The 24567-nt window shown below is 46.6% G+C and carries 19 protein-coding genes; 10 read left to right on the forward strand and 9 right to left on the reverse strand.

Annotation, left to right across the window (positions count from 1 at the left end):
- Window positions 1-112: 112 nt before the first annotated feature.
- The gene (locus QUB10_RS05825; protein WP_333200378.1) at window positions 113-1357 is read left to right on the forward strand and encodes an adenylate/guanylate cyclase domain-containing protein; all 1245 of its coding nucleotides are present in this window, start codon (window positions 113-115) and stop codon (window positions 1355-1357) included.
- Between the two features lie 73 nt (window positions 1358-1430).
- Here QUB10_RS05825 and QUB10_RS05830 read toward each other — a convergent pair whose 3' ends face one another.
- From QUB10_RS05830 to QUB10_RS05855, 6 genes are all read right to left on the reverse strand, one after another.
- Entirely contained in the window at window positions 1431-1901 is a 471-nt protein-coding gene (locus QUB10_RS05830; RefSeq protein WP_333200380.1) for a chemotaxis protein CheW, read from the reverse strand.
- Window positions 1902-2078: 177 nt separating this feature from the next.
- Window positions 2079-4886, reverse strand: a complete 2808-nt coding sequence (locus QUB10_RS05835; RefSeq protein WP_333200382.1) for a hybrid sensor histidine kinase/response regulator — start codon at window positions 4884-4886, stop codon at window positions 2079-2081.
- 323 nt (window positions 4887-5209) lie between these two features.
- Window positions 5210-11002, reverse strand: coding sequence for a PAS domain S-box protein (locus QUB10_RS05840; RefSeq protein WP_333200384.1), 5793 nt, complete (start codon window positions 11000-11002; stop codon window positions 5210-5212).
- A 90-nt stretch (window positions 11003-11092) separates the two neighbouring features.
- Window positions 11093-11596 (reverse strand): chemotaxis protein CheW, encoded by a 504-nt coding sequence (locus QUB10_RS05845; RefSeq protein WP_333156088.1) that lies wholly within the window; start codon window positions 11594-11596, stop codon window positions 11093-11095.
- 257 nt (window positions 11597-11853) lie between these two features.
- Complete coding sequence (locus QUB10_RS05850) at window positions 11854-12219, reverse strand: response regulator (protein ID WP_333058429.1); 366 nt, start codon at window positions 12217-12219, stop codon at window positions 11854-11856.
- A gap of 506 nt (window positions 12220-12725) precedes the next feature.
- Window positions 12726-12932, reverse strand: coding sequence for a hypothetical protein (locus QUB10_RS05855; RefSeq protein ID WP_333156089.1), 207 nt, complete (start codon window positions 12930-12932; stop codon window positions 12726-12728).
- A gap of 19 nt (window positions 12933-12951) precedes the next feature.
- Here QUB10_RS05855 and QUB10_RS05860 point away from each other — a divergent pair, with 19 nt between their 5' ends.
- From QUB10_RS05860 to QUB10_RS05870, 3 genes are all read left to right on the forward strand, one after another.
- Window positions 12952-13179: a hypothetical protein gene (locus QUB10_RS05860; RefSeq protein WP_333156090.1), complete on the forward strand. Its 228-nt coding sequence runs from the start codon at window positions 12952-12954 to the stop codon at window positions 13177-13179.
- Window positions 13140-13874, forward strand: a complete 735-nt coding sequence (locus tag QUB10_RS05865) for a phosphoadenylyl-sulfate reductase (protein WP_333156091.1) — start codon at window positions 13140-13142, stop codon at window positions 13872-13874. Before QUB10_RS05860 ends, QUB10_RS05865 begins: the two co-directional genes overlap by 40 nt.
- Window positions 13875-14081: 207 nt before the next feature.
- The gene (locus QUB10_RS05870) at window positions 14082-15059 is read left to right on the forward strand and encodes a class II fructose-bisphosphate aldolase (RefSeq protein WP_333200386.1); all 978 of its coding nucleotides are present in this window, start codon (window positions 14082-14084) and stop codon (window positions 15057-15059) included.
- 178 nt (window positions 15060-15237) lie between these two features.
- Here QUB10_RS05870 and QUB10_RS05875 read toward each other — a convergent pair whose 3' ends face one another.
- Complete coding sequence (locus QUB10_RS05875) at window positions 15238-15831, reverse strand: Uma2 family endonuclease (protein WP_445300434.1); 594 nt, start codon at window positions 15829-15831, stop codon at window positions 15238-15240.
- Window positions 15832-15840: 9 nt separating this feature from the next.
- The gene (locus QUB10_RS34195) at window positions 15841-16098 is read right to left on the reverse strand and encodes a hypothetical protein (protein WP_445300435.1); all 258 of its coding nucleotides are present in this window, start codon (window positions 16096-16098) and stop codon (window positions 15841-15843) included.
- 13 nt (window positions 16099-16111) lie between these two features.
- On the opposite strand from QUB10_RS34195, the gene QUB10_RS05880 reads away from it, so the two are divergent.
- Entirely contained in the window at window positions 16112-16243 is a 132-nt protein-coding gene (locus tag QUB10_RS05880) for a hypothetical protein (RefSeq protein WP_333156094.1), read from the forward strand.
- Window positions 16244-16348: 105 nt separating this feature from the next.
- Window positions 16349-18559, forward strand: coding sequence for a Tex family protein (locus tag QUB10_RS05885; RefSeq protein WP_333200388.1), 2211 nt, complete (start codon window positions 16349-16351; stop codon window positions 18557-18559).
- A gap of 310 nt (window positions 18560-18869) precedes the next feature.
- Here the strand turns inward: QUB10_RS05885 and QUB10_RS05890 are convergent, their stop codons facing one another.
- A complete protein-coding gene (locus QUB10_RS05890) occupies window positions 18870-19949 on the reverse strand; it encodes a PIN/TRAM domain-containing protein (protein WP_333200390.1) in 1080 nt (359 codons plus the stop codon).
- 399 nt (window positions 19950-20348) lie between these two features.
- On the opposite strand from QUB10_RS05890, the gene hemW reads away from it, so the two are divergent.
- The 4 genes from hemW to QUB10_RS05910 all read left to right on the forward strand — a co-directional run bounded on the left by hemW (window position 20349) and on the right by QUB10_RS05910 (window position 24551).
- Entirely contained in the window at window positions 20349-21716 is a 1368-nt protein-coding gene (gene hemW, locus QUB10_RS05895; RefSeq protein WP_333200392.1) for a radical SAM family heme chaperone HemW, read from the forward strand.
- A 226-nt stretch (window positions 21717-21942) separates the two neighbouring features.
- Window positions 21943-22203 (forward strand): hypothetical protein, encoded by a 261-nt coding sequence (locus QUB10_RS05900; protein WP_333156099.1) that lies wholly within the window; start codon window positions 21943-21945, stop codon window positions 22201-22203.
- Window positions 22204-22316: 113 nt separating this feature from the next.
- Complete coding sequence (locus QUB10_RS05905) at window positions 22317-22589, forward strand: DUF1830 domain-containing protein (protein ID WP_333156100.1); 273 nt, start codon at window positions 22317-22319, stop codon at window positions 22587-22589.
- A gap of 396 nt (window positions 22590-22985) precedes the next feature.
- Window positions 22986-24551 carry an FAD-dependent oxidoreductase gene (locus tag QUB10_RS05910; RefSeq protein ID WP_333200395.1) on the forward strand — a complete coding sequence of 522 codons (1566 nt, stop codon included), beginning with the start codon at window positions 22986-22988 and terminating at the stop codon, window positions 24549-24551.
- The last annotated feature ends 16 nt before the right edge of the window (window positions 24552-24567 follow it).

Here is a 24567-nt window from a genome sequence, read left to right on the forward strand (position 1 = left end):
TTTTTTCGGGAATGACTGATGAAGATCGTGGTTTGAATCCTCTCTACAGTTGCATCTTTTTTGGGGAACTGGTATACAATAATTATCTGGTCACTGACCTTTAATTAAGATGATGAATAGAGGTATTGAAACGGCAAAAAAAAGTCTAAACTCAAAAAATGTATGGGACAGTCGGCTACAAGGAAGCCGCACCAGTGCATTTCTCAGTGAAGTATTAAGTAACAGCGGTCACTTTTTAATTCTGAAGAGTTTATCAGACTTGATATTAGCTGGTTTCTTCAAATTTATCACAGATCCAACTGAATATTTACTGATAGTAGCAATGCTTGTTCAGGCTTGGTATCTGTCGAACTCGAAATGCCACCGTTTTTGGGGAAACCTGATCTGCGTTGGTATTTATACGCTGATTGATGTGCCGATAGACGGGCTAGATTTTTTCCAAAATTTTAGTCACATTGTCTTTTGGTTATTTTCTCTGATGATTGCTACTTTGCAAGGATTGCGATTCCATTGGGCTAAGGGTATTGATTATTGGCTGATTCCACTGGAAAGTTTGGTAAGGGCTCTGATGGTGGTAGCTTTTTATGTTGTGATTGGGATGAAATCTCAATATTTAATTGCTAATCTCGAATTAATTGTGACATTTGCGGGGACGGCAACGCATTGGTTTCTTAGTTGGAGTATGGTGTTTATCGGTTTGCTTTTAGGGTTGCAGTCGGTACAGCTTGTCAAACAGAGAAAGCAGCTACAAAAAACTGCTCAACTACTGGGAAATATGGCAGAATGGGGAATGGGAAGTCATGTAGTAGACACAGCGCTTAATAATCCAGCAGGTTTGGCTTTTCAAAAGTGCGATCGCACGATTTTATTTATGGATATTCGCGGTTTTACAAGTTGGTGCGAAAAAACTTCTCCTGAGACAGTTGCAGCGGTTATCAATGAATATTACCGCTGTGTTGAACCATCAGCTTCTCAGTTTCAGCCTTTAAGAATAACATTTACAGCCGATGAAGTTATGGCGATTTATGCTACGCCACAGCAGGGAATTGCTGCGGCTAAATCTATGAGTAAAGCTGCTTTAGAAATGCTTGAATTATATGGAATTGGTGCGGGATGCGGGGTGCATTGCGGGAGCGTTATTGAAGGGCTATTTGGCGGTGAAGATGTTCGGACTTATACGGTGATTGGTGATGTTGTCAATACAGCCAAACGCTTAGAAAGTGCCACGCCTGGTGGTGCGATTACTATTTCTGATGCTGTTTATCAAAGGATGTCACAACATCTAACGGTGGAACCTTGCGAACCGATCGCGGCCAAAGGTAAAACAGCAGCTTTAATTGCATGGCGGTTAATATAGCTAGCCGTCAGGGATTGCGAACACAGAGTAAAAAAGGGCGATATATTCAATCAGAAAACTCTGATTATATCCTCTAGTTAAATAGATCTAAATTTAGATAAAAAACTTCTGTACCGTCTGGCGATCGAATTAACTTTTCTACGGCGTTAGGGAGTTGATCTTGGCGGTACAATTCGGGAATTTCGCAGAAGTTTTCTTCGGATATTTCCAAGATTTTTGGCATATTAGGAACCGGAATTCCCAGGCGATCGCTCTTATTTAAACTGCAAACAATCAGGTAGTTGTTGTCGGGAATAGTCCGGATGCTGGGAAATATTTTAGATAAACTAATCAGCGTAATTAGTTCTTCTTGGTGTCGCACTAAACTTTGACCGCTCTCTAAAAAACCGTAGGGAGTAAAGTCTTTAACAATACGCAGCACTCGTTCTATAGGAACAGCATAGTAGACGTTCCCCAATTCAAACGAAACAAATTTTTTAGGGGCAATTCTAACAGTGGCTTGTTTGTTGCTCCGAAAGCGGCGATTGTAATTGGCGTGAGTCATTCGATTTTAGATTTTAGATTTTAGATTGAAGATTATTGGATTTTAGATTTTAGATTATTCGATTTTAGTAGGTGAGTCGGGTGCGTAGTTTCCACTATTATTCGCGTATTCACTTACTTTTTGCCTAAGTTTTGTTTGAGATTAGAGATTATTTGATAGCAAATTTGAGATGGTGGATTAAATTATTGATTGGTGGATTAATTTGGGGATAGCTTGTAAAAGTTGGGCTTCGCTGTAAGGTTTCGTGAAATATTGATTTGCGCCTAATTCCATTGCCATTTGCCGATGTTTTGCCCCGCTACGGGATGTCAGCATGGCTACAGGAATCTTAGCAAACCGCTCGGTCGATCTGATCGATCGCAACAATTCAAATCCATCCATCCGAGGCATTTCAATATCCACGATCGCCAAACTGCAATCAAGACCATTTTGCAACTTTTCCAGGGCATCCACACCGTCTTTAGCCTGTACCACCCGGTAGCGAGCACGAGTCAGCGTCAGAGACAACAACTGGCGAATTGTATAGGAATCATCCACTACCAAAATCTGCGGTGACTGACTCGAACTCGCCGGCATCTCCTGCACTTTACCGGAGACAGCGGCGATCGAACTATTTACCCCAGGTTGGCCCACCAAATCATCCACATCCAGAATATTCACCACGCGCCCGTCCCCCAAAATCGTAGTCCCCAAAACGCCGCGAGGCTTGGATAGAGGCGGCGGCAAAGGTTTAACCACAATTTCCTGCTGACCGATCAGCCGTTCCACGGCCACCGCCAGCATTCCTTCGGTAGAAGCCAAAACCAGGACAGGAATTTCCTCTTGGGTCAAAGGATCAGGAGAGGGGGCATCCGGCCCGACGACGCTGTATTCGAGCAAATCTTGCATTCTCACCAAACGAATAAATTCCTCCCGCCACCACAGCATTGGTTGATTGCCGGCAATGTGAACTTCCGAGGCTTTAATGTGCAGAATTTCCTCGACTGCATCCAGCGGCACTGCTATTTTATTGTGATCTGTCTTCACCATCAAAGCATCAGTAATCGACAGCAGCAGCGGCAGTTTGATAATAAAACTCGTACCTTTTCCGAGGCGAGAGTCTACCTTCACAGTCCCCCGCACAGTCCGCAAATTTGTTCGCACCACGTCGAGTCCTACTCCCCGCCCCGAAAGGTCGCTGACCCCTTCTGTAGTGCTGAAACCCGGCCAAAACAGAAAATCGTAGAGTTCGGCAATGGAAAATTCTTGAGCTTGTTCCTCCGTCGCCAAACCCTTTGTGACAATTTTACGGCGAATCATTTCCGGGTCAATGCCTTTGCCGTCATCGGCGACAGTAATAATAGTTTGGCCGCCTTGGTGGCGGGCTTCTATTTCTATTTGACCGCTGGCCGACTTGCCGCTTGCTTTCCGAACTTCTGGCATTTCGATGCCGTGGTCGAAAGCGTTTCTCACTAAGTGTATTAAGGGGTCGCGCAAAGCATCGAGCAAACTTTCGTCAATTTTGGTATCTCTTCCCACTAGCAGCAGGTTGACATCTTTATCGTATGTGAGGCACATCTCCCGCAGGGCTCTGGGCAAGTGATCGACGGCGCGACTGAAACTTACGACTCGCAACTGCATGACGCGGCTGCGTAGTTGTTCGGTAATGCGGCGCAGTTGGTCGGTACTGCGCTCGAATTTCATGGCTAAGGTGTCTAATTTGGTGGCGGATTGAGAAATTGCTTGGGCAGTTTCGATGACTTCTGCGGCTGTCGAGTGGAACTCTGTATAACGATCCATCTCTAAGATATCGAAGTGAGCATGAACCGGAGAGGATTTGCCGTTAGCAATCATTGGGAATTCTGTTTCTGCTGCAAGTTTTCCCACTCCAGAGTTTCCGTTTCCCCCTCTCCACTCTGCAAAGCTCAGTCTGTCGTATTCTTCTCGCAACTGACCGCCGAATTGGTTTAAATCTACGATACTGCGGCGGATGCGCTTGACTTCGCCGCGCAGTTCGGATTCTTGAAGTTCTAAATTTGTACGGTTGATGACTAATTCCCCGACTAGATTCACCAATTCAGTTAAGCGTTCTAAGTCTACCCGGATTGTCGGTCTTTGCGGGTTGGGGACTGGGAGAGTCGGGGAGGGGGAGATTTCGGGGAGAGTGGGAGAGGGGGAGAGGGGGAGAGTGGGAGAGGGAGAGTCGGGGGGAGTGGGGGAGATTTCGGGGATGTCGATCGCCCTTCCTTCCAATATTTGTTGGCGTGCGGTTTGCAAGTTTTGGGCGATCGCCCAACCGTGGGATTGCAACCGTTGTACAGTCAAGTCGGGAGAGTCAATCAAATCTCTGAGGGCTGCGGCGACTTTGCCAAAATCCGGCAATTGCAGCATTCCAGCCAAACCGGAAAGTTGGTAGTAAACCTGGTTGAGGGCGGTGACGCTTGTTGCCAAATCTGCCTCGGAAGCTTGGGAAAGCTCGGTTTCTAGGCGATTGAAGAGTGTCGGCACTTGGTGTTCAAAAATCTGTTTCAGGGTTTCCGGGGCGGGCGATTGGCTGACTGCGAGGACTGGCTGCTGTTCTGACTTGCCGTACTTGGCCTGGAATTCCGAGAAAATTCGGGCGATCGCCTCCAAGTTTTCGGTTTGATCCGGAGTTGTGACATCGGAGTGTTGAACTGATTCGATCGTAATCTTTTTGAGAGCATCCACCCCCTGCAGCAAAACACTCACAGTAGTCGGTTCCAGGGCCGCCAAGTCTGTGCGATCGCGCAAAATGACAAAACAGTCCTCCAGCGTGTGAGCCGCCGCCGACACGTTTTGAAAGCCCAACATCGAACCCGCACCTTTAATCGAGTGAGCCGCCCGAAACATTTCTTTAACTGCCGCTTGTCGCTCTTTCAAACCCGCAGCTTCCATCGCCAGCAGATTCGTCTCCATTGACTGGAGAAACTCTTCGCATTCTGCGGTAAAAGCATCTATTAATTCGTTTAAATCGTCATCATTCATATTAAATTAGTCATTGGTTAGCAGTCATTAGTCATTAGTCAGTTCTTAGATTATGTCCGGTTCATTTCAACCCGCACCACTCAAATAATCTGGTGAAACCGGGTTTCTTCCTAGATTTATCGTACTCAACCCAAATTTTTCGGAGAAACCCGGTTTCTTGCCCCAACGACAGAAATGCGAGCGCACTTTTTGCGTTGGGAGAGGGGGCGGGTTTATGCAGATTGTCGGTAATAATTCAAGATTTTTGATGAACCCGCCCCTACAGAATTGTGGTATTTAACCGGATTTAATATGACCAATGACTAATGACTAATGACGAATAACTAACTGCGGAAATTCGCCACCGACTTTTGCAATTGGCCCAGAGAACCAGACAACTCGTCCAAAGATGCTTTGACATCCGCACCTTTTTGTGCGGTAGTATTCGCAATCTCGTTGACTTGCTGCATACTGTTAGCAATTCCCTCAGCCGAAACAGTTTGCTTGGCAGATGCAATAGTAATATTCTGCACCAAAGCATTCATTTCTCGACTAACTTCGATGATGGCATTGAGGTGAGTTTTAGCTTCGCTTGCTAGCTTAGTGCCTTCCACTACCTCCAGCGTCCCGGATTCCATTGCCTTCATCACGCGGCTGATTTCTTCTTGAATTGTACCGACAATTTCCGAGATTTCCTCCGTAGCGCCGGCGGATCTTTCTGCTAATTTCCGCACTTCTTCGGCAACAACTGCAAAGCCTAAACCTTGTTCGCCGGCTCGCGCCGCCTCAATAGTAGCATTCAAAGCTAATAAATTAGTTTGCGAAGCAAGTTGAGAAATCGAAGTCACAATTTTGCCAATTTGCTGCGAAGATTCGCCCAAACGCTTCATCATTTTCGAGGTAGAGGCGATCGTCAACCGGAGCCCGTTAATGCCTTCGACAGCTCGATCGACCGCCATACCGCCGACTTCAGCCGTTTGAGAAGACTGCTGAGCCACTGTTTCCGCCCGCACCGAAACATCTCGCACGTCACGGATCGAATTCACAATCCGCTCGATTTCGCGCATGATGGCAGATATTTTTGCTGCCTGAATTTCTGCCTGTTGGGTGAGTTGACTGGTATTATTAATCGACTCGCCGGTGGCAGATGTTACCTGTTCGGCTAAAGTTTGAATTCCTGTTACCACTTTCCGCAGAGAACCGATTAAGAAGTTGAAAGAGTCGGCGACAGCACCTAAAACGTCGTTAGTCACTTCCGCCCTGACTGTCAAGTCGCCTTGAGCCGCGCCTTTAATTTCTCCCAACAATTTAAGGACTTGCTGCGTCAGAGAATCAGCTTCAGCTTTACGTTCTGCTGCCAATTTTCCTAGTCGTTCTTCTGCCTCTTTGCGCTCGGTGATGTCAAAGCGGATGGCGATATATTTGACTATTTGGCCGCTGGTATCAAAGATGGGGGAGATCGTCGAATCTACCCAATAAAACGAGCCATCTTTGCGTCGGTTTTTGACTTCCCCTTTCCACACCAAACCGCGAGAAATTTTCACCCACATTTCTTCAAAAAATGATTGGGGATGGTAGCCTGAATTGACGAGGCGGTGGTTGCGGTGCAGGAGTTCTCCCATGCTGTAACCGGAGATTTCAATGAATCGGTCGTTGACGTAGGTAATGATGCCTTGGAGATCAGTTTCGCTGACGATCGCCGATTCGTCTAGGGCATTTTGCCGCGTTTTGAGTTCTTGCAGCAAACGTTCCTGTGCCTCGGCCAACTGCTGCATTCGCTGCTGGGATGCTCTTTGTTCGGTGACATTGCGGCAAACGACTACGCCGCCTTTAAGCGCCCCCGTTTCGTCTTTGAGCGGCCGACCGTTAACTTTCACCCACACGCCGTCAGGCTTGCGTGCGTGGCGGGTGAAAAGGTCTACATCGTCAACTACTTCTCCTCGAACCGTCCGCGCTAAAGGTATTTCGGCTGGGGGATAGGGAGTTACGGTATCGGGCAAGAATAAACCGTATTTTGCCGACCATTCGTTGGGAAGAGTGTCTGTCGCACCCTTGCCAAAGATATCTTCGGCGGCGGGGTTGAATAAAAGAAAATTGCTATTTTCGTCGGCAGCAATTATGCCGTCGCCAATGCTGTTTATTAGCAGTTGCAAGAGATTGCTTTGCTGCCGAAATTGGCCTTCGGATCGGGCTAATTGGGCTGTTGTTTCTTGTAATTGATTAAGTGCCTGTTTGCTTTCGGTAACGTCGCGAGCGACTGCATACATGAGCTTTTGTTCGGTTTCAGGTCGCACTTTCCACGACAGCCACCTGTAGGAACCGTCTTTGCAACGGTAGCGATTTTCATAAGACTTTAATTCGGAGCCGCTGGCTACTTTTTCCGCTTGTTCGAGGGTTGATTGGCGATCGTCTGGATGGACTAAATCGATATAATAGTTGTCTTCGAGTTCAAGCGCCGCGTAGCCGAGTGTCTTTTCCCAAGACGGATTGATGCGCTTGAATTTGCCTTCAAAATCTATAATACAAACCAAGTCTAGGGAAAGGGTAAAAAATCGATCGCGCTCTACTTCTGCTTTTTTGCGATCGGTAATTTCGATCGCCACAACCCCGATACCGATGGGTTTGCCGTCAGATCCGGGCAAAGGAAAGTATGACGCCAGCCAATCTCGCAGGACGCCCGGTTCGTTGAAGAGTGATCCCGACACCTCAAGGTTTAACAACGGTTGGTTGGTGGCGAGAATCTGCTGCAACATCGGCACTTGGGTATCGCTCATTTCGGGTAGAACTTCCCTCACCGTCTTACCGAAGTGTTCGGCAACTGAGACGCCGGTGGTTGCCGCTAATTTCTCGTTGACTTGCACGAAGCGCAACTGCTCGTCAAAAATACACATTGAGGTGGGGGCGGCTGCGAAAAATGCGTCAAAGCGACTTTGACGCACAACTAATTCTCGTTCTAGGGCTTTGCGATCGCTGATGTCACGGCCTTCTGGAATGAGCATCAAGACTTTGCCGCTCTCGTCTGTAATGGGTTTGATGGAGAAGTCAACGGTCGCCACTGCACCGTTGGCAACTAGCACATCCACTTCGTAACGGACTACCTCGCCGGCTGCGGCTGCGGCGATCGCTTCTTGTATCTGTTGCTTGGTTTCCGGGGAAATCTGCCACCACAGGGTTTCGGAAAACGGAGTGCCTATGATTTCTTCGCTCCGAAGGCCTGCGGCGGCCAAGGCTGTTTGGTTGGCTTCCAAAACGGTGCCGTCCGGTTTGAGCAGACCTATGAATTGGAACGATTGGTCGAAAATGGCTCGGAATAGTCTTTCGCGATCGCGCACCATCTCTTCTGCGCGTTTGCGATCGCTGATGTCGCGAGTAACTGTTGCGAACCCCATAGGCTCATCGGTTTCTGGGTGTTTGACTGTAAATAGGGTGAAGTCAACCGGAAAGTCTTCGCCGGTTTGAAAGTTCCTCAAACGGAATTCACCCTGCCAAAAACCGTCTCGCACAGTAGCCGGCACGATTTCTTCTTTGAAAATTTTACCATTTTCTACTGAGAAGAAGTCATACATACTTTTGCTTTTGACTTCTTCAATATTTAGCAATCCTGCTAGTTTCATTCCCGCGACATTCAGGTATGTTGCCTCTCCCTCCATGGTGGCCGTGCCGATAAAATCCGAGCTACTTTCTACGAGCGAAATCAATCTTTGCTTTTCGATTTCGGCTTGCTTGCGCTCCGTGATGTCGTTGTTAGTTTCTAAAATTGCTTTCGGTTTTCCCTGTTCGTCTCGCTGCAAATTCCAGCGACTGAATACGGTAATTTTGGTAGCAGAATTGGTGGTGTCAATTACTTCTCCTTCCCAATAATCCTGCTCTTCTAACTGTGCCGAAATAGCTGCTAAAGGCTGGGGGAAAATGGTGTGCAATAGAGTATGGCTGATTTTCCCCAAGGCTTCTTTTTTTGTCCAGCCGTACATCCGTTCGGCTCCCTGACTCCAATAATTAATCGTGCCGTCCATATCCCGAACGATCAAGGCCTCGCTGGCGAGGTCGAGCATTTGCAAGTTCTGCTGCAAGGCTTGTTCTACGCGCTTGCGTTCTGTAATGTTGCGGGCGATCGTTGAGAGAAATTCAATTTCTCCCTTCTCGGATTTGTGAGCAATAATTACTTGAGAAACTGGTATTTCTTCGCCGTCTAAACTCTGCCAAACTGTCTCGCCACTCCACACCCCGTCCCGGCAAGCTGCGGGGATGCCGACGTTCACAACAGTGTCGATACTTTTGGGGGATGTCAGGTCAGAAATGCTGATTCCGGTTAAATCTGCGTCAGAGCCAACTCCCAACATTTCTCTGGCTGCGCGGTTGATATAAATGGTGCGCTGTTGGGTGTCGGCGATGCCTACCCAGTCTGTTGTGGTTTCTAAAATTGCTTTGAAACGCAATAGTTCTTGTTCAGATTTGCGGCGCTGTGTGATGTCGCGCGCCAAGCCGAGCATTCCTAAAATATTGCCTTCTGCATCCTTGAGGGGCAATTTCTGGGTGTCGAAGGTGTGTACTTTGCCGTCGGCTAAGGTGGCTAAGTCGTTGGAGGCAGGCGCGAGGTGGTTGTCGGCCCGGAAGTTTTGGATTTGGTTCTGGGAATCGGTTTCGGCGTGGAAGTTGGCGAAGATTCGATCGACCGATATGCCGATTTCTGCGTCGTCTTTGCCGATAATTTCTGCTTGAGTTTTGCCGAAGGCGGCGGCGAAACCAGCATTGACTAGGGTGTAGCGCAAGTTTCGATCTTTGACAAAAATGCAGTCTGGCGTAGCATCAATGACTGTTCGCAGCAAGTTTTGGGAGCTTTCTACTTCTGCCAGTGTCTGCCGCAGTTGTTCTTCCATTTCCACGCGATTGGTGATATCTCTAATCGCGGCAACGAGAAATTGTCTGCCGTCGGCATCTACAAAGGTAGATTTTTTGGCGGAGACAAAGCGGGTGTTTCCTGCTGGGTCTGTAATGGTTTTTTGGACTTCGATGCTGGTATTTGTCAACAAAACTAATTCGTCTTTTTCTCGATATTTCTCTGCTTCCTCTTTGGGCAAGAACTGGTCGTAGGATTTGCCAATTAGTTCTTCTCTGCTATGACCGAGGTATTGACAAAAGGCATCATTTAATATGATCCAGCGGTGCTGTTGGTCTTTGACATAAATCGGGTCGGGGATGCTGTTGAGGATGTTGTTTAAGAATTGTTCTGAGGCTTTTAATTGCTCTTGGGCTGCGGTGCGATCGCGAATTTCCTGTTCCAATTGGGCGTTAGTTTGCAGGATCTGCTCGGTTCTTTCATTCACTCGCTGCTCTAGTTCTGCGGTTAGCTGCTGCAATGCGGCTTCTGTCTGTTTGCGCTGGGTAATGTCGCGGCCTTCGGCGAGGATTTGAAATACTTCTCCTGTTTCATTTAACAGCGGCTTAAACGACACGTCAATTACTGTCACATGGTTGTTGGGGCCGGTGATTTCGTATTCTTCGCGGACAAACTTGCCGGCAGAGACTTGTTTAATGTTTGTTTTTAGGCGCTGCTGATTGGTTGGAGATGATGCCCACCCTGGTGTCAGCCAAAATTTCAGCCCCAGCAGTTCTGATGCTTGGAAATCGCCCAATTCTAGCGCCGTCTGATTTGCTTCGATCAGAGTACCGTCTGGCTCCAATAATGCGATCGCTTGAAAAGCTTGGTCAAAAATTGCGTGAAATTGCTGGGTAGTTTCGCTCAGTGCTTGTTCTGTTTCTTTTTTAGAGCTCAGGATTTGCTTGGAACCTACTAAGAATCCGTAGCGGTTGGACAAACTCAAAAAAACGAGTGCCGCCATTACAGTTATCCAATCGAACACACTTTGTGCCACCGGAGAGTGTGGCAGCCCTAGGTATTCGGCGGCGTGGCCGCTGTGGCCGAAAGCGCAGCTCCAAAATATGGCTGCTGTGGCTGTGGCGAAGATGTCGAACCCGAATTGACGGTTTCGCCACAAACCTAAGCTGATTATCCAGGCGATGGCAAAGTAAGACACACAAATGATGCAATTAGCAGTTCCAGCTACCACCGATTGGGAAAAGTCAGGCAATGTCAGGGTGAAAGTCGTTGCGAGCCAGGTATAGAGAAGTTCGATCATAAAATTAAGGATGGGCAAATCGGATGCGGGCGATCGTTAGTTAATATTATTGATGCACAGCCGTTGCAGACTTATCTTTATTGTTGATTTTTACCAGCGTTCGGAATGGGCGATCGCTTCTACATCGACAATCATTAGCAAGCGTCCTTCGGAATTGTACAGACCTTTTAAGAATGGAGCTAGGTCGGGACTGACATCTAGTGCTGAGACAATGCGATCGGGATTGAGAGGTAAAACTCCTTCGACGCGGGAGACGGCTAATCCCAGGCGCATTTTCGAGAACAATCTCACGTCTCGTGGATCGGGCGCTTCTACCACTAAGATGCGGCTGTTTGGGTGGTAGGTGTCAACCGACTCAATACCGACAAACAGTCCAAAGTCTGCTGTTGCTAAGATTTCGCCCCGCAAGTTGGTTAATCCCAGCAAAAATGGCTGGGTGTTGGGAACCAGGGAAATCGGTTGTTCCTTGAGGGAAAGGACTTCCCGCACTGCCTCTAATTCTATGCCGAACAGACTGCCTCCTTGACCGAACAGGAGAAATTGCTTTGTTGCACTTGTCTGATTCCCCCCAGCGGGGGGAGCCGTTATTTTCATGGCTTATTTTTAGTTTCTAGTGTAGCTTACAAATTAAAGTTTTGCTTTGACCCTAAAGCCGATCGCCCATCGAGTTTTTCAGCATCACTTTGGGTGCCTCAAATGTTTCCGTTAAATAAATCCAGGCTGGGCAAATAAGCTGGTTTTTATCATTAAACATAAACTTTTATGGAATTCAAAAACCCAGTTTATTAAAAAAAAAACGGGGTTTGTCGGTATAATGTTTTTTGGGAAGCCGCCGATGGCTTATATTCGGTTTACGCTGAAAGCAGGCGCTGCACTATGTGGACGAGTTGTTGAGGTTCAAAGGGTTTGCTGACGTAAGCGTCGGCCCCTAAATCAGTTCCCCAAGCTTTATCGATCTCGGTGTTTTTATGAGTACAAAATACTACGGGCAATTTGGCAGTTGTGCGATCGCCCCGCAATTCTCTGATCACTTCAAACCCGTTCATTCGTGGCATCACTACATCTAAAACGACCAAAGCCGGAGGGGTTTTGCGGATCAGGGCGATCGCTTCTTCGCCGTCACCTGCCCGCATCACATCCAATCCGGCATCTTGAAGAATGCGGCAGATAATTTCTAGTTCGCTCTTAACGTCGTCCACTACTAAAATTTTGGACATGATTCCCCACTTCCTTGCTGTTATTGACAGCGGACTATGTTTATTTAGAAGCTGACGCGATCGGCGGCGATGAGACTAGACCGCTTTGCGGACAAATTAATGTACTTCCAAATACATTATATAGCCGATCGTAGGGCTGAAGGTTAGCTGTCAGCGATAAAAAGCGATAAAAATTTACTTTACTAACGGAATCGCTCTGAATAAATTAATCGGCAATTAGTAATTGATTCGTGGTAATTCGCTGTTTTGAAACCAACTGCTCTCAGTAGAAAGCTCCCTAGCCAGACCAAAGCCGGATATTCTACGTATTTTTTTTAGCTTGATTCCCAATAATCTAGTTTGGGACAGTGCCTAAATGAGGGTGGCTAAAATATTTAAGTATCGGAAGTAACAGCAATTTAAAAGGAGCTATAGCGGTATTACTACAGGTATTAAAATAAGTTTTTTTCGTTAAAATACAGCACAATATCGCTGAGCAAGCGCTATTATTTAATTAATGATACAAGTCAAATTTTCGGATTGTAACAATGACATTTAAATAATTTTATTGTGTGGGATTTATAATTGGGGGGCAAATTCAATGGATCGCGCGACAGTCCCATTTTACCCAGTAGAGGAGTTTTGGGTTCACCAAAACTGCTACGAGTGGGCGATCGCCATCCTTGAGCTTGATTGTGGGCCCAGCCGAAAAGACTGCTGCAAGATGCCGTCAATCGATTTTAGATTTTAGAATTGAAGAAAGCGCTCCCACTGATAAATCTGGGGGCTGGTGATGAGCAGTCGGAGGTTTTTTCTCGCTTCACGGATGAATCCGGCGGCCCCGGACGACATGGCTTGATTGTCAAATTAGTCGGAGAGAGAGAGACGGCGATCGGCTATAATAAAGGGCTAGAGGAAAAGAACACCGAAAACCCGAAAATATGGTTGCCATCCAAAGAAATCTCAACATTGCCGCCCTAGAAGCAGAATACAGTCAAAAAACACCGCGAGACATTCTCAAATTTGCCCTAGAAAATTTTGACAATATCTCCATTTCTTTCAGCGGGGCTGAAGATGTAGTTTTGATCGATATTGCCTCAAAAATAACCAAGAATTTCCGCGTTTTCACCCTAGACACCGGACGATTGCACTCAGAAACTTATCAGTTTTTGGATCAAGTCAGAAAACATTACGGCATTAAATTAGAAGTAATGTTTCCCGATGCAGCAGAAGTACAAGCCCTAGTAGAAGAAAAGGGATTGTTTAGTTTTTATCAAGACGGTCACAAAGAATGCTGTGGCGTGCGGAAAGTCAAGCCGCTGCGCCGCAAATTGAATACTCTCGATGCTTGGATTACCGGTCAGCGCAAAGACCAAAGTCCCAGTACCCGCAACGGTATTCCGGTTATTGAAGTTGACACTGCGTTCTCAACTCCTGACCATGAATTAATTAAATTCAACCCCTTAGCAAACTGGTCTTCTGCAGAGGTTTGGGAATACATTCGCGCTTTGGATGTGCCTTACAACAAGTTGCACGAACGTGGTTTTGTAAGTATTGGTTGCGAACCTTGTACAAAGCCGGTATTGCCGAACCAACACGAACGCGAAGGTCGCTGGTGGTGGGAAGAAGCGACCGTAAAAGAATGCGGTTTGCACGCTGGTAACGCACAAACCTAGTAGTAAATCACTCAAGGAGTAAGGTGCGCTAGGCTCACCAAACAAATAGTAGGGTGCGCTAGACGCACCTTACTCAAGAATCAATGCACTTCACATAAATCGTAGCCGAAGAATTCGCAATTAAAATAAACACAAATTAAGCTGAGCTGGGCCTAGAACTTTGATAGAATGAGCAACATTCAGAAAAGTTTTTAAAGTAGGTACTATATGCTCGCATCAACTAGCGAATTGCTGAACACGGCCTTGAGAAGTGGTTATGCGATCGGCGCTTTTAACGTCTACAACCTCGAAGGAGTAAAAGCCGTCATCAATGCGGCCGAAGCGCTGCACAGTCCTGCTATACTGCAACTTCACCCCAGTACCCTCCAATACGGAAAATCGCCTTTAGTCGCGCTGTGCATCAAAGCGGCTCGCAAATCTTTAATGCCGATCGCAGTACACTTAGATCACGGCCCCTCAGAAAAAGACATTCACCTCGCCCTAGCCGCCGGCCTCAAATCAATTATGGCAGACGGTTCTTTTTTGCCATACGAACAAAACTTAATATTTAGCCGGGAAATGACTAAATTATGCCACGCTAACGGTGCGGCAGTTGAAGCAGAAATCGGCAGAATTAGTGGCCGGGAAGAAGGTTTGACAAGCGAGGAGAAAGCCGCAAGGATGACCGATCCGGTAGCAGCAGTAGAGTTTATCAAAGAAACTAAGGTGGATTTTTTAGCCGTAACAATTGGTAACGTTCACGGCAAATATTTGAGCGAACCGAAACTCGATTTTCCGCGTCTGGCCAAAATCCGGGCTGCTGTTTCAGTGCCGTTAGTGATGCACGGTGCTAGCGGTTTGCGGGAGTCAATGATTCATCAATGTATTAAATTGGGAGTCTCTAAATTTAATGTGAATACGGAAATTCGCGAAGCTTATATGGACGTGTTAAAAAGTAGCATTTCTGAGGCAGATCCGGATTTGTTGGAAATAATGGAAAAAGCTATCGATGCCATGCAATCGGTCATTTCTGACAAACTGCAACTTTTTGGTTCTGTCGGTAAAGCTTATTTGCATCATTCTCCCTACAGGAATGACTTAACCGCAAAGAGTACCAGCAACAAACAAACAAGCGGCAACCAATCAAGTTTCGATCAAATGTTAAAGCCTGTGTATAGTGAGGCTTTCTGTCTTCTTGTGAAGTAAAAAAAAATTAAAGTCCTGACTGCGAACCAGTTTTTATATCATGTCCGATCGAGTTACCGCGATTAAAAGGGCGGGTTTTTGAGATTGTCAATTATTGGCAGATATTTTTCGTAAACCCGCCCCTACCGTATTAGGGGTAATCGACCGGACATACTATTAGTCAGGACTTCAGTCTTCTCTAACCGTTTAAAAATCGATCGGGATCGATGCCAGATTCCCGCAGCCGCCGAATTAAAGACTGCAATTGAGCTTCCGCTTGTTGAGCCCTAGATTCCGCTGACTCTGCCCGCGGCCGTTGCTGTTCCGCTTCAGTCAGAATCCAATTGCCATCAACATCATACCAGCGCAACCACAGTCGATCGATTCCCTGAAACTCCCCTTGCCACAAACCCAAGCCCAAACTTAGGCCAGCAATCCACACTCGCGGATCGGGCAATTCTAATTCTTGATAGTGTCCGCCCTTCAATTCAAAGACTCGCAATTTGTTAGTATAGCGGCTGAAAACGGCATAAACAGGAACCCGCAAAATTTGCTCGTAAACCTCCCATTTTCTCGGCGGTTCCTCCTTCGTCTCGGCCTCCAAAACTTGCCCGTTACCCGCAGTGTTTCCCGACTGAGGTGGCAACTTTTCTTCATCGGTATTGTCGCCTAAATCTTCTTTTTCCGTTCCCGGCGAAAGCAGTTCTACAATTACAAAAGGATTCACGCCTTCCTGCCAAGTAACATAACTCATCCGCAGTTCGGAGCGATCGTAAAGTCGGGGAACTCCCACAACTCCAAACTAATCCGGCAGCTTGTGCCACAAAGTGTGATGCACGTCATAATAAAGGTTCATGTCGGTGCCGCTAAATATCTCAGAAGCCGGATAATTCCGAGGGCGAAACGTCAGGCTCAACAACTGCGGCTGCAAATCGTGAAATTCGTCAGGCAAACCAGGTTCCTCCGGGTCTTCGCTAGGTAAATCGTACATCGTCGGCAGCGTTTCTCTGGGCGATCGCGGCGGATCGGTTTGCGGCACAGGATATTTAAAAGGAAACATATAATATTGAGCAATGACTCCATTTATGCTAACATCATGGGAACATCCCAATGATGCTTTCACAGGAGTGCAAGCCGGAGAGCTAGAAGCGAGATATATCGGCTTTGCTGTGCGGGACGAGGGCACTCCTAGAAAGCGATTTTAACAAAAATGGGATGATTCCCTTTTCTTCGTCTCTTCTGTGAAGTTAATCTAAAATCTAAAATCTAAAATCTAAAATCTAAAATCGACTGATCCGAAATTCTGCACTATGATCGACATTCCTCAACTGATTGCTCAAGAACTTTCCATTAATCTGTCTCAAGTAAACAATGCTCTGGAACTTTTTGCAGAGGGAGCAACAATTCCGTTTATTGCCCGCTACCGCAAAGAACGCACGGATTTGCTGAATGAAATTCAGTTGCGGGATATCTCCGATCGCTTCACCTATCTGACGGAAATTGAAGAGCGCAAAAAGTCTATTTTAGATACGATTAGCTCTCAGGGGAAACTCACTGAAGAACTGCAAGCTAAAATCGAATCGTGTTTGCAAAAAAACGAACTCGAAGACCTTTATCTGCCTTACAAACCCAAGCGGCGGACGCGAGCGACAATTGCTAGGGAAAAAGGTTTGGAACCGCTGGCAGAATTTATCAAGTCTCTGAACTTACCGACGGCTAAACCAGCAGACTTGGATGCGGAAGCTGCTAAATATATTTCGGAAGAAAAGGGAGTGAAGACAGCAGAAGAAGCTCTCAAAGGTGCTGCGGATATTTTGGCGGAAGCGGTTTCGGAAAAAGCAGAATTGCGGGCTTATTTGCGAGAATTTTTGATGAAAACAGGAGTTTTTGTCTCGAAAATTAAAGAGGATTTCCCGGAAGGAAGCACTAAATTTGAAATGTACCGCAATTACCAAGTTGCAGCGAGAAGCGTTCAGTCGCACAATATGTTAGCGCTGTTTCGCGGAGAAACGGAAGGGGTTTTAGATTTGGAATTGGCTTTTGATGAATCCGCCGTGATGGCTTATTTGGAAGCTCAAGAAATTAGAACTAGGATACCGTTCGTTAAAGAGTTTTATCGATCGACTTTGAAGGATGCCTTCAACCGACTGATGAAGACTTCGTTAATTACAGAAGTGCGATCGCACAACAAAGCCGTCGCTGATATCGAGTCCATCGCCACTTTTGAAACCAACCTGCGCGAGTTGCTGCTGTCGGCGCCGGCGGGAATGAAACCCACATTGGCGATCGATCCGGGATTTCGCACGGGGTGCAAAGTTTCCGCCCTCGATGAAACCGGGCAATTTTTAGAATATCAAGCAATTTTCCCCCACCAAGCGGCCGCTCAGCGACAACAAGCGGGTAAAATTGTCAAGCATTTAATTGAAAAATATAAAATTGAATTAATCGCGATCGGCAACGGTACAGCTTCCCGCGAAACAGACGAATTTGTTTCGGAAGTTTTGGCCCAAATGGACAGGAAACCGATTAAAGTCATGGTGAATGAATCCGGTGCATCGATTTATTCAGCAAGCGAAGTGGCGATCGCCGAATTTCCCGATCTCGACATCACCGTCCGCGGCGCAGTCAGCATCGGACGGCGCTTGCAAGACCCCCTCGCCGAACTCGTGAAAATCGACCCGAAATCAATAGGAGTCGGTCAATACCAGCACGACGTTGACCAAAAACTGCTCAAAAAGAAACTCGATGAAACAGTCGAAAGCTGCGTTAATTATGTCGGAGTTGACTTAAACACAGCATCCAAAGAACTGCTGACATTTGTATCGGGAATGACGGCAACAGTTGCCAAAAATATCGTTAATTACCGCAACGAAAACGGCGCATTTAAAAATCGCCGTCAACTCCTGAAAGTTCCCAAACTCGGCCCAAAAGCTTTTGAACAAGCAGCCGGGTTTCTCCGCATTCGCGGCGGAGAAAACCCCCTAGACAATACAGCAGTTCATCCCGAAAGTTATCCTGTAGTGCAGGCGATCGCCAAGGATTTAGACTTGCCGCTGACAGGAATAACACAAATATCGGAAAAAATCAAGACTGTAAACATCAAGAAATATGTCACTGAAAAAGTCGGTGAACCAACACTCCGAGACATTATTTCCGAACTAGAAAAACCCGGAAGAGACCCGCGCGCCGAGTTTAAATATGCCACTTTCCAAGCAGGGATCAAAGAAATCTCCGATTTGCAAGTTGGGATGGAATTAGAAGGCATAATCACGAATGTAGCTAACTTTGGAGCCTTTGTTGATGTGGGAGTGCACCAAGATGGTTTGGTTCACGTTTCTCAATTAGCCGATCGCTTCGTAGATGACCCCAAACAGATTGTTAAAGTCGGACAAGTTGTGAAAGTGCGGGTTTTGGAGGTGAATGAGAAGTTAAAGCGGGTTAGTTTGACGATGAAGCTGCAAGAAAAACCGCAACCGCAAAATGGCAATAGCGCCAGGCTTCCGGCCCCGCGCCGACGTTAAAACTTTGGGGAAAGGTGAAAAAGGGCGATCGAACCGCGAAGACGCGTTCGGCGAAGCCGTTCCCGTAGGGTAGGACACGAAGGAAGAGAAAAGAAGGAGAAGTTGGTAATTGCTATTTTTTCTTGCTAGCTTTCCAAGTGCCACCGTAGAAGTAAAAAGGATTGTTTTTACTTACGGATTCCCAACATTTAAGACACAAAAAAAACCACTGCCCCGACTCGTCATACCGGGCGCGGTAGAGAGTCGGGGCAGATTGGGAACAACGATCGCAATATTTGATTCTGATTGCCCTGGCCATTGTTACTCAGTTTTAAACAATAACGGATTCTTGAGGGCGGGCGAATATCATGCGGCCGGCGCTTGTTTGCAGGGCGCTGGTGACTACGACTCTGGCTTCGCCGCCGACATAGCTGCTGCCTGCTTCTACGACAACCATTGTGCCGTCATCCAAGTAACCGATTCCCTGAGAGGGTTCTTTGCCTTCTTTGCGGATTTTTAGTTCGATCGTATCTCCCGGCAAATAAGTCGGGCGCACCGCATGAGTCAAATCGTTGATATTCAAAACTGGCAGTTTTTGGACGGTAGCTACTTTCGATAAGTTGTAATCGTTGGTGAGCAAAATGCCGTCGATCTCCAAAGCGAACCGGACTAATTTCGCATCGACTGTGGCAAGATCTTCGTAGTCAGCCGAGTGAATTTGAATCCGTTCTGGATATGTTTCTTTGATGCGGTTGAGTACATCTAAACCTCGGCGTCCGCGCACTCGCTTTTGATCGTTGGCGGAATCAGCTACCAGTTGCAGTTCTTGGAGTACGAATTGCGGCACGATAATTTGACCTTCGAGGAAACCTGTTTCTAGCAAGTTTTCAATTCGGCCGTCAATAATGCAGCTAGTATCGACAACTTTGGCAGTTGCTGGTTTGAAAGTACCTTCGGCTAGCAACACCGTGTCAAAGCTTTTGGGGTTGATCAGGCGCAAGAAAGCGCGGCCGTGGGTGTCTGTTAAACTGACGCCTGTGAAGCCGAACATGACGCTACCCAAGACTGCGACTAAAGGTTTGATGAAGCCGAACTCGCGGGGTATGGGCAGTAGGAACAGCGGAGCCAGCATTAAGTTCGCTACTAGCAGTCCGATGATTAAGCCGATCGCCCGCGTCAGCAGCATCTCCACTGGCATATCGCGGACTTGTTTTTCCAGACGGCGATAGGTTGTTTGAGCCACTAATCCCATCACGAAGCCGATTAATGCTCCAAAAGAACCTAGTACAGAACTTAAGCCTTGTATATTTGTAACTTGCAGCAGCAGATTGCTCGGCAGGAGTTCGACTCCGTAATAGCCGATGCCTCCGCCTGCGATTATGAATGAGATTATTATGATTGCGTCTAGCATTAGTTCTAGGTTAATGAATTTATTCCTATTATATCTTTCTAGTGCTGATACTTGTTTTCATGCTTTGGTCGGATATCGCTATCTTTACTGAAGGCTTTTCATAAACTTATATTTCGCCGTTGTACCCTTTGGGGGATGTGCCAGGGAGCCACTCGGAATTTACCACGCCCCGCCCCAAGCAGGCACGAGGTGCGAATAGACCGCCCTGCGGGCTTTTGGGGAATTTTGGCTGCTCAAAATCGGTACGAGGTTAAATTAAAAGAGCCGTAGCACGGGCGAGGGCGGGACGCCATCGTTCGCAGCGCTTTTTTGGTAAGAAAATGTCATAATATACATAATTATTCATGATTGTTTAATTAAAACTTTAGATTTGAAGTTGCGCTTTCGGCTTGAGATGTAATGAACCCTCCCACAGATTATTTAACATTTGAATTAAAAAAAAGTGTGCTAGCAGCAAATTCCGGGATTCCTAGTTCGGCTTACCTGCATATACCTTTTTGTCGCCGCCGCTGTTACTACTGCGATTTTCCGGTTTTTGTGGTGGGCGATCGCAAAAATGGCGATAATTCCGGGACAATTGTGCAATATGTTGCTGTACTGTGTCAAGAAATTCAAGCAACTAAAAATTTAGGCGCATCTCTGAAAACAGTTTTTTTTGGTGGTGGCACGCCTTCGCTGCTTTCTGTCAGTCAGTTGAGCAATATTTTAGAGACTCTCGACGGCAAATTTGGGATTGCTGCTGAGGCGGAAATTTCTATAGAAATAGATCCCGGTACGTTTACTTTAGAACAGTTGCGGGGATATGCAGCGGCGGGAGTAAATCGAGTGAGTTTGGGAGTGCAAGCTTTTCAGGATGAATTGCTGCAAGCTTGTGGGCGATCGCACTCTGTCGCTGATATTTTTGAAGCAGTGGAAATAGTGCGATCGGCTGGTATTGTCAATTTCAGTTTAGACCTAATTTCGGGACTGCCTCACCAAACTTTACAAAACTGGGAAGCTTCCCTGAAATCGGCAGTGGAAATTAGCCCGACTCACCTGTCGAGTTACGACTTAATTGTTGAGCAGGGAACTGCTTTCGGGCGCTACTTTGAAGCAGGCGCGCAGCCGCTACCAGCAGATGAAACCGCTGCTGGAATGTACCGTTTGGCGCGGGAAATTCTGACGGGGGCTGGATACGAACATTACGAAATTTCTAATTACGCTCGCGATGGCTATCAGTGCCGCCACAACCGCGTTTATTGGGAAAATCGCCCTTATTACGGTTTGGGAATGGGGGCGGCGAGTTACGTGGAAGGCCGGAGGTTGACTAGGCCTCGCAAAACTCAAGAATATTATCAGTGGGTGCGATCGATCTCTGGCCTCAATTCCCCAGCTACTCCACAAATTGGGGGGGAAACCCAGCCAGATATTTACCCAGGAATTGAGCAAAATTTTCCCGTCTCAGAAAATGACCTTTTGTTAGAAACGCTGATGCTAGGTTTGCGTTTAGCAGAAGGAGTTAGCCTGTCGGCGCTGACTGAAAAGTTTACTCAGCAAACGGTTGATAAAATTGGGCATTGTTTGCAGCCCTACTGGCAGCAAGGATTGGTGGAAATTATGACGGATGATAAGGCGATTCCCTACGGGATAGCTCCGCTTCACGCAACTTTAGGCGAGGCCTCGAAACTGCCGCTTTCGGGCAATTTGAGGTTGAGCGATCCTGAAGGTTTTTTATTTTCTAATACAATTTTAGCCGATTTGTTCAGCAAGTTAGGCGAGGATAATTAGCTCTGTCTGAGGAAGTATATCCCCAGCAAGCGCGATCGGCCCTAAAGCCGGGGCCGCCAATGCGCTCGAAAGGAAATTTAATTGCTCCCTAGCTTGATAATCTAAAAAATAATATATTTTCTATCGATCCCTAAACAAATCTTAAAGGTGAACTAAGCCTTGAGATAGACGCAACAACAGCACTCCAGCCGTCATACTTAAGACTGAACATTTAAAAAGTAATTTAATGAACACTTTAACTATCGAACGCAACCAAACCCAAAACCACCACTGCCTTGTAATTAGCGAGCGCGGGTGCAATCCGGCTTCCAAGTGTAATTTTTGCGGTCACTATCAACAGGCAAGAGGTTCAGTTGGTCACTGTCAATTGTTGAACGCACCTGTTAAGGGAGGATGGAAATCTTGCGCTTTAGCAAGGCCGGCTTTTGCACCTTCTTGGGAATACGTGGAAGGCGCTGATGTTTCCCCAGCGAAATTTATTAATTAACCCAAACTATGTAAAAAAAATGTATAAAAAATTGTGTTTTAACTGGTAATATGCTATATTATGCTTAGGCCCGTCGCCGATAGCTCGCACAATTGCACAAACAAGTTAAAAAAATGAATTTGACACTAAATCAGGTAATTTCCGAAGGTGATACGCGCATTTTGTGTTGGTATCTTAATAATACTAGCAAAGTGCAAATCGCTCGAATTACAAATATTCCTAATTGGTATTTTGAGCGGACAGTGTTTCCGGGGGAACGTTTTTTGTTTGAAGCGCTGCCGGAAGCTCAGTTAGAAGTTTGCAGGAGTGCGGATACGGGTGGTATAGTGTGCGAGCGAATTTTGTGCGATCGGCTGCGAGTTGAAGAATTAAGCACGGCTGATTAAAGATAATTCCTGAGACTTACCAACGAGAGGTAGAAACCCGGTTTTTTTTCAGAAACCGGGTTTCTCTGTATGATTAGAAAAACTCCGTTCGCGATCGCACTTGCGACATCACAAAGCCCATGTCTTCGTAGATTTCTCGTTACTAAGCCCAAAATTCGTATAAACTCACATCTTGCACCATTCTCGCTTAACAGGCTCTCCGGCCTGTTCCACAAAGAGTAGATTTTCTTGTGGAACAGGCCGGAGAGCCTGTTCCTAAAAAGCTTATTGACAATGGTGCAACATCTTAGTATAAACCGGGATTCTCGCCACCCCATGCGTCAGCCCTGAAACTGTCGCAAATGTTAATCTAAGTTAAATTATAAAAAATCCACCACTGTTTAATACTAAAACCCGATGTCCCTCACCGAACAAATCCTCTCCCAACTGCCAGGAGACGCCCTCGGAGGCCTGAGAAAAGTCGATCGACTCTGGGAAAACCTCAAACAAAACACCGCACCAACACCCCAAACAGTCAAACACAGCCAACAACCCCTCGAAACCCTCGACTTCGACATAGTTATCGGCGGCGGAACCCTAGGAATATTAATCGGTACAGCCTTAGCCGTGCGGGGTTGGCGAGTAGCCTTGATAGAACGCGGCACCCTGCGAGGCCGCGATCAAGAATGGAACATTTCTCGCAAAGAATTAGACGCATTCTTAGAACTAAATCTGCTATCTGTTGAAGAGATAGAAAAAGCCATAGCCACCGAATACAACCCAGCCCGCATCAGCTTTGCCAACACCCCAGACATTTGGGTGCGCGACGTACTCAACATCGGAATAGACCCAGTTTATCTCCTAGAAACCCTGAAACAGCGATTCCTCCAAGCTGGAGGAAAGCTATTTGAAAATACACCATTTAAAACAGCAACCATTCACCCAAATGGAGTCCTTGTAGAATCGGCAAATACCGATACGCAACCTGCTACAAATTTATTTAAAACCAGATTATTATTAGACGCAATGGGACATTTTTCGCCCATTGTCCGCCAAGCTAGACAAGGGAAAAAACCCGACGCCGTATGTTTAGTAGTCGGCAGTTGCGCTCAAGGATACCCCAAAAACGACACGGGCGATATATTTGCATCCTTCACCCCAATGCAAAATCAGTGCCAATATTTTTGGGAAGCATTTCCAGCCAGAGACGGCCGCACCACCTACTTATTTACCTACATAGACGCCGACACAGAAAGATTCAGTTTAGAAACATTATTTGAAGAGTATTTGCGCTTGCTTCCCCAATATCAAAACGTCGAACTCGAACAGTTAAAATTCCAAAGAGCACTCTACGGATTCTTCCCCTGCTATCGCCAAAGTCCTCTCAAAACGCCTTGGAATCGCATACTCCCAGTCGGAGACAGTAGCGGTAGCCAATCTCCCCTCAGCTTCGGCGGTTTCGGCGCAATGGTACGCCACCTCAAACGCTTGACTCTAGGAATTGACGAAGCTTTGACAAGCGACAGTCTCAGCAAAAATTCCCTCGCACTTTTGCAACCCTACCAGCCGAATCTATCTGTCACCTGGTTGTTTCAGCGTTCGATGAGTGCTGCGATGAATCAAAAAATAGACCCCAATCAAATCAATCAACTTTTGGCTGCCGTATTTCAGGTAATGGAAGAGTTGGGAGAACCGGTACTCAAACCGTTTCTTCAAGATATCGTGCTGTTTCCGGCTTTGTCCCAAACCCTGTTTAAAACAGCAATTAGCCATCCCGGATTAGTTATGAAAATTATCCCGCAGGTTGGAATAGCTAATTTGATCGATTGGATGGTTCATTATGTGAATTTAGGACTTTATACGGGATTGCAGCCTTTGGGAAAAGCCGTAGAACCGCAGGTGAAAAATTTACCACCGGAACAGCAATACTATTTTCACCGATTAGTTGAAGCGTGGCAATACGGCGCTGGAGGCGATTATTAAGTGATAAATTGTGGCA

This window comes from Microcoleus sp. B5-D4 (genome assembly GCF_036705145.1).
Classification (GTDB): domain Bacteria; phylum Cyanobacteriota; class Cyanobacteriia; order Cyanobacteriales; family Microcoleaceae; genus Microcoleus.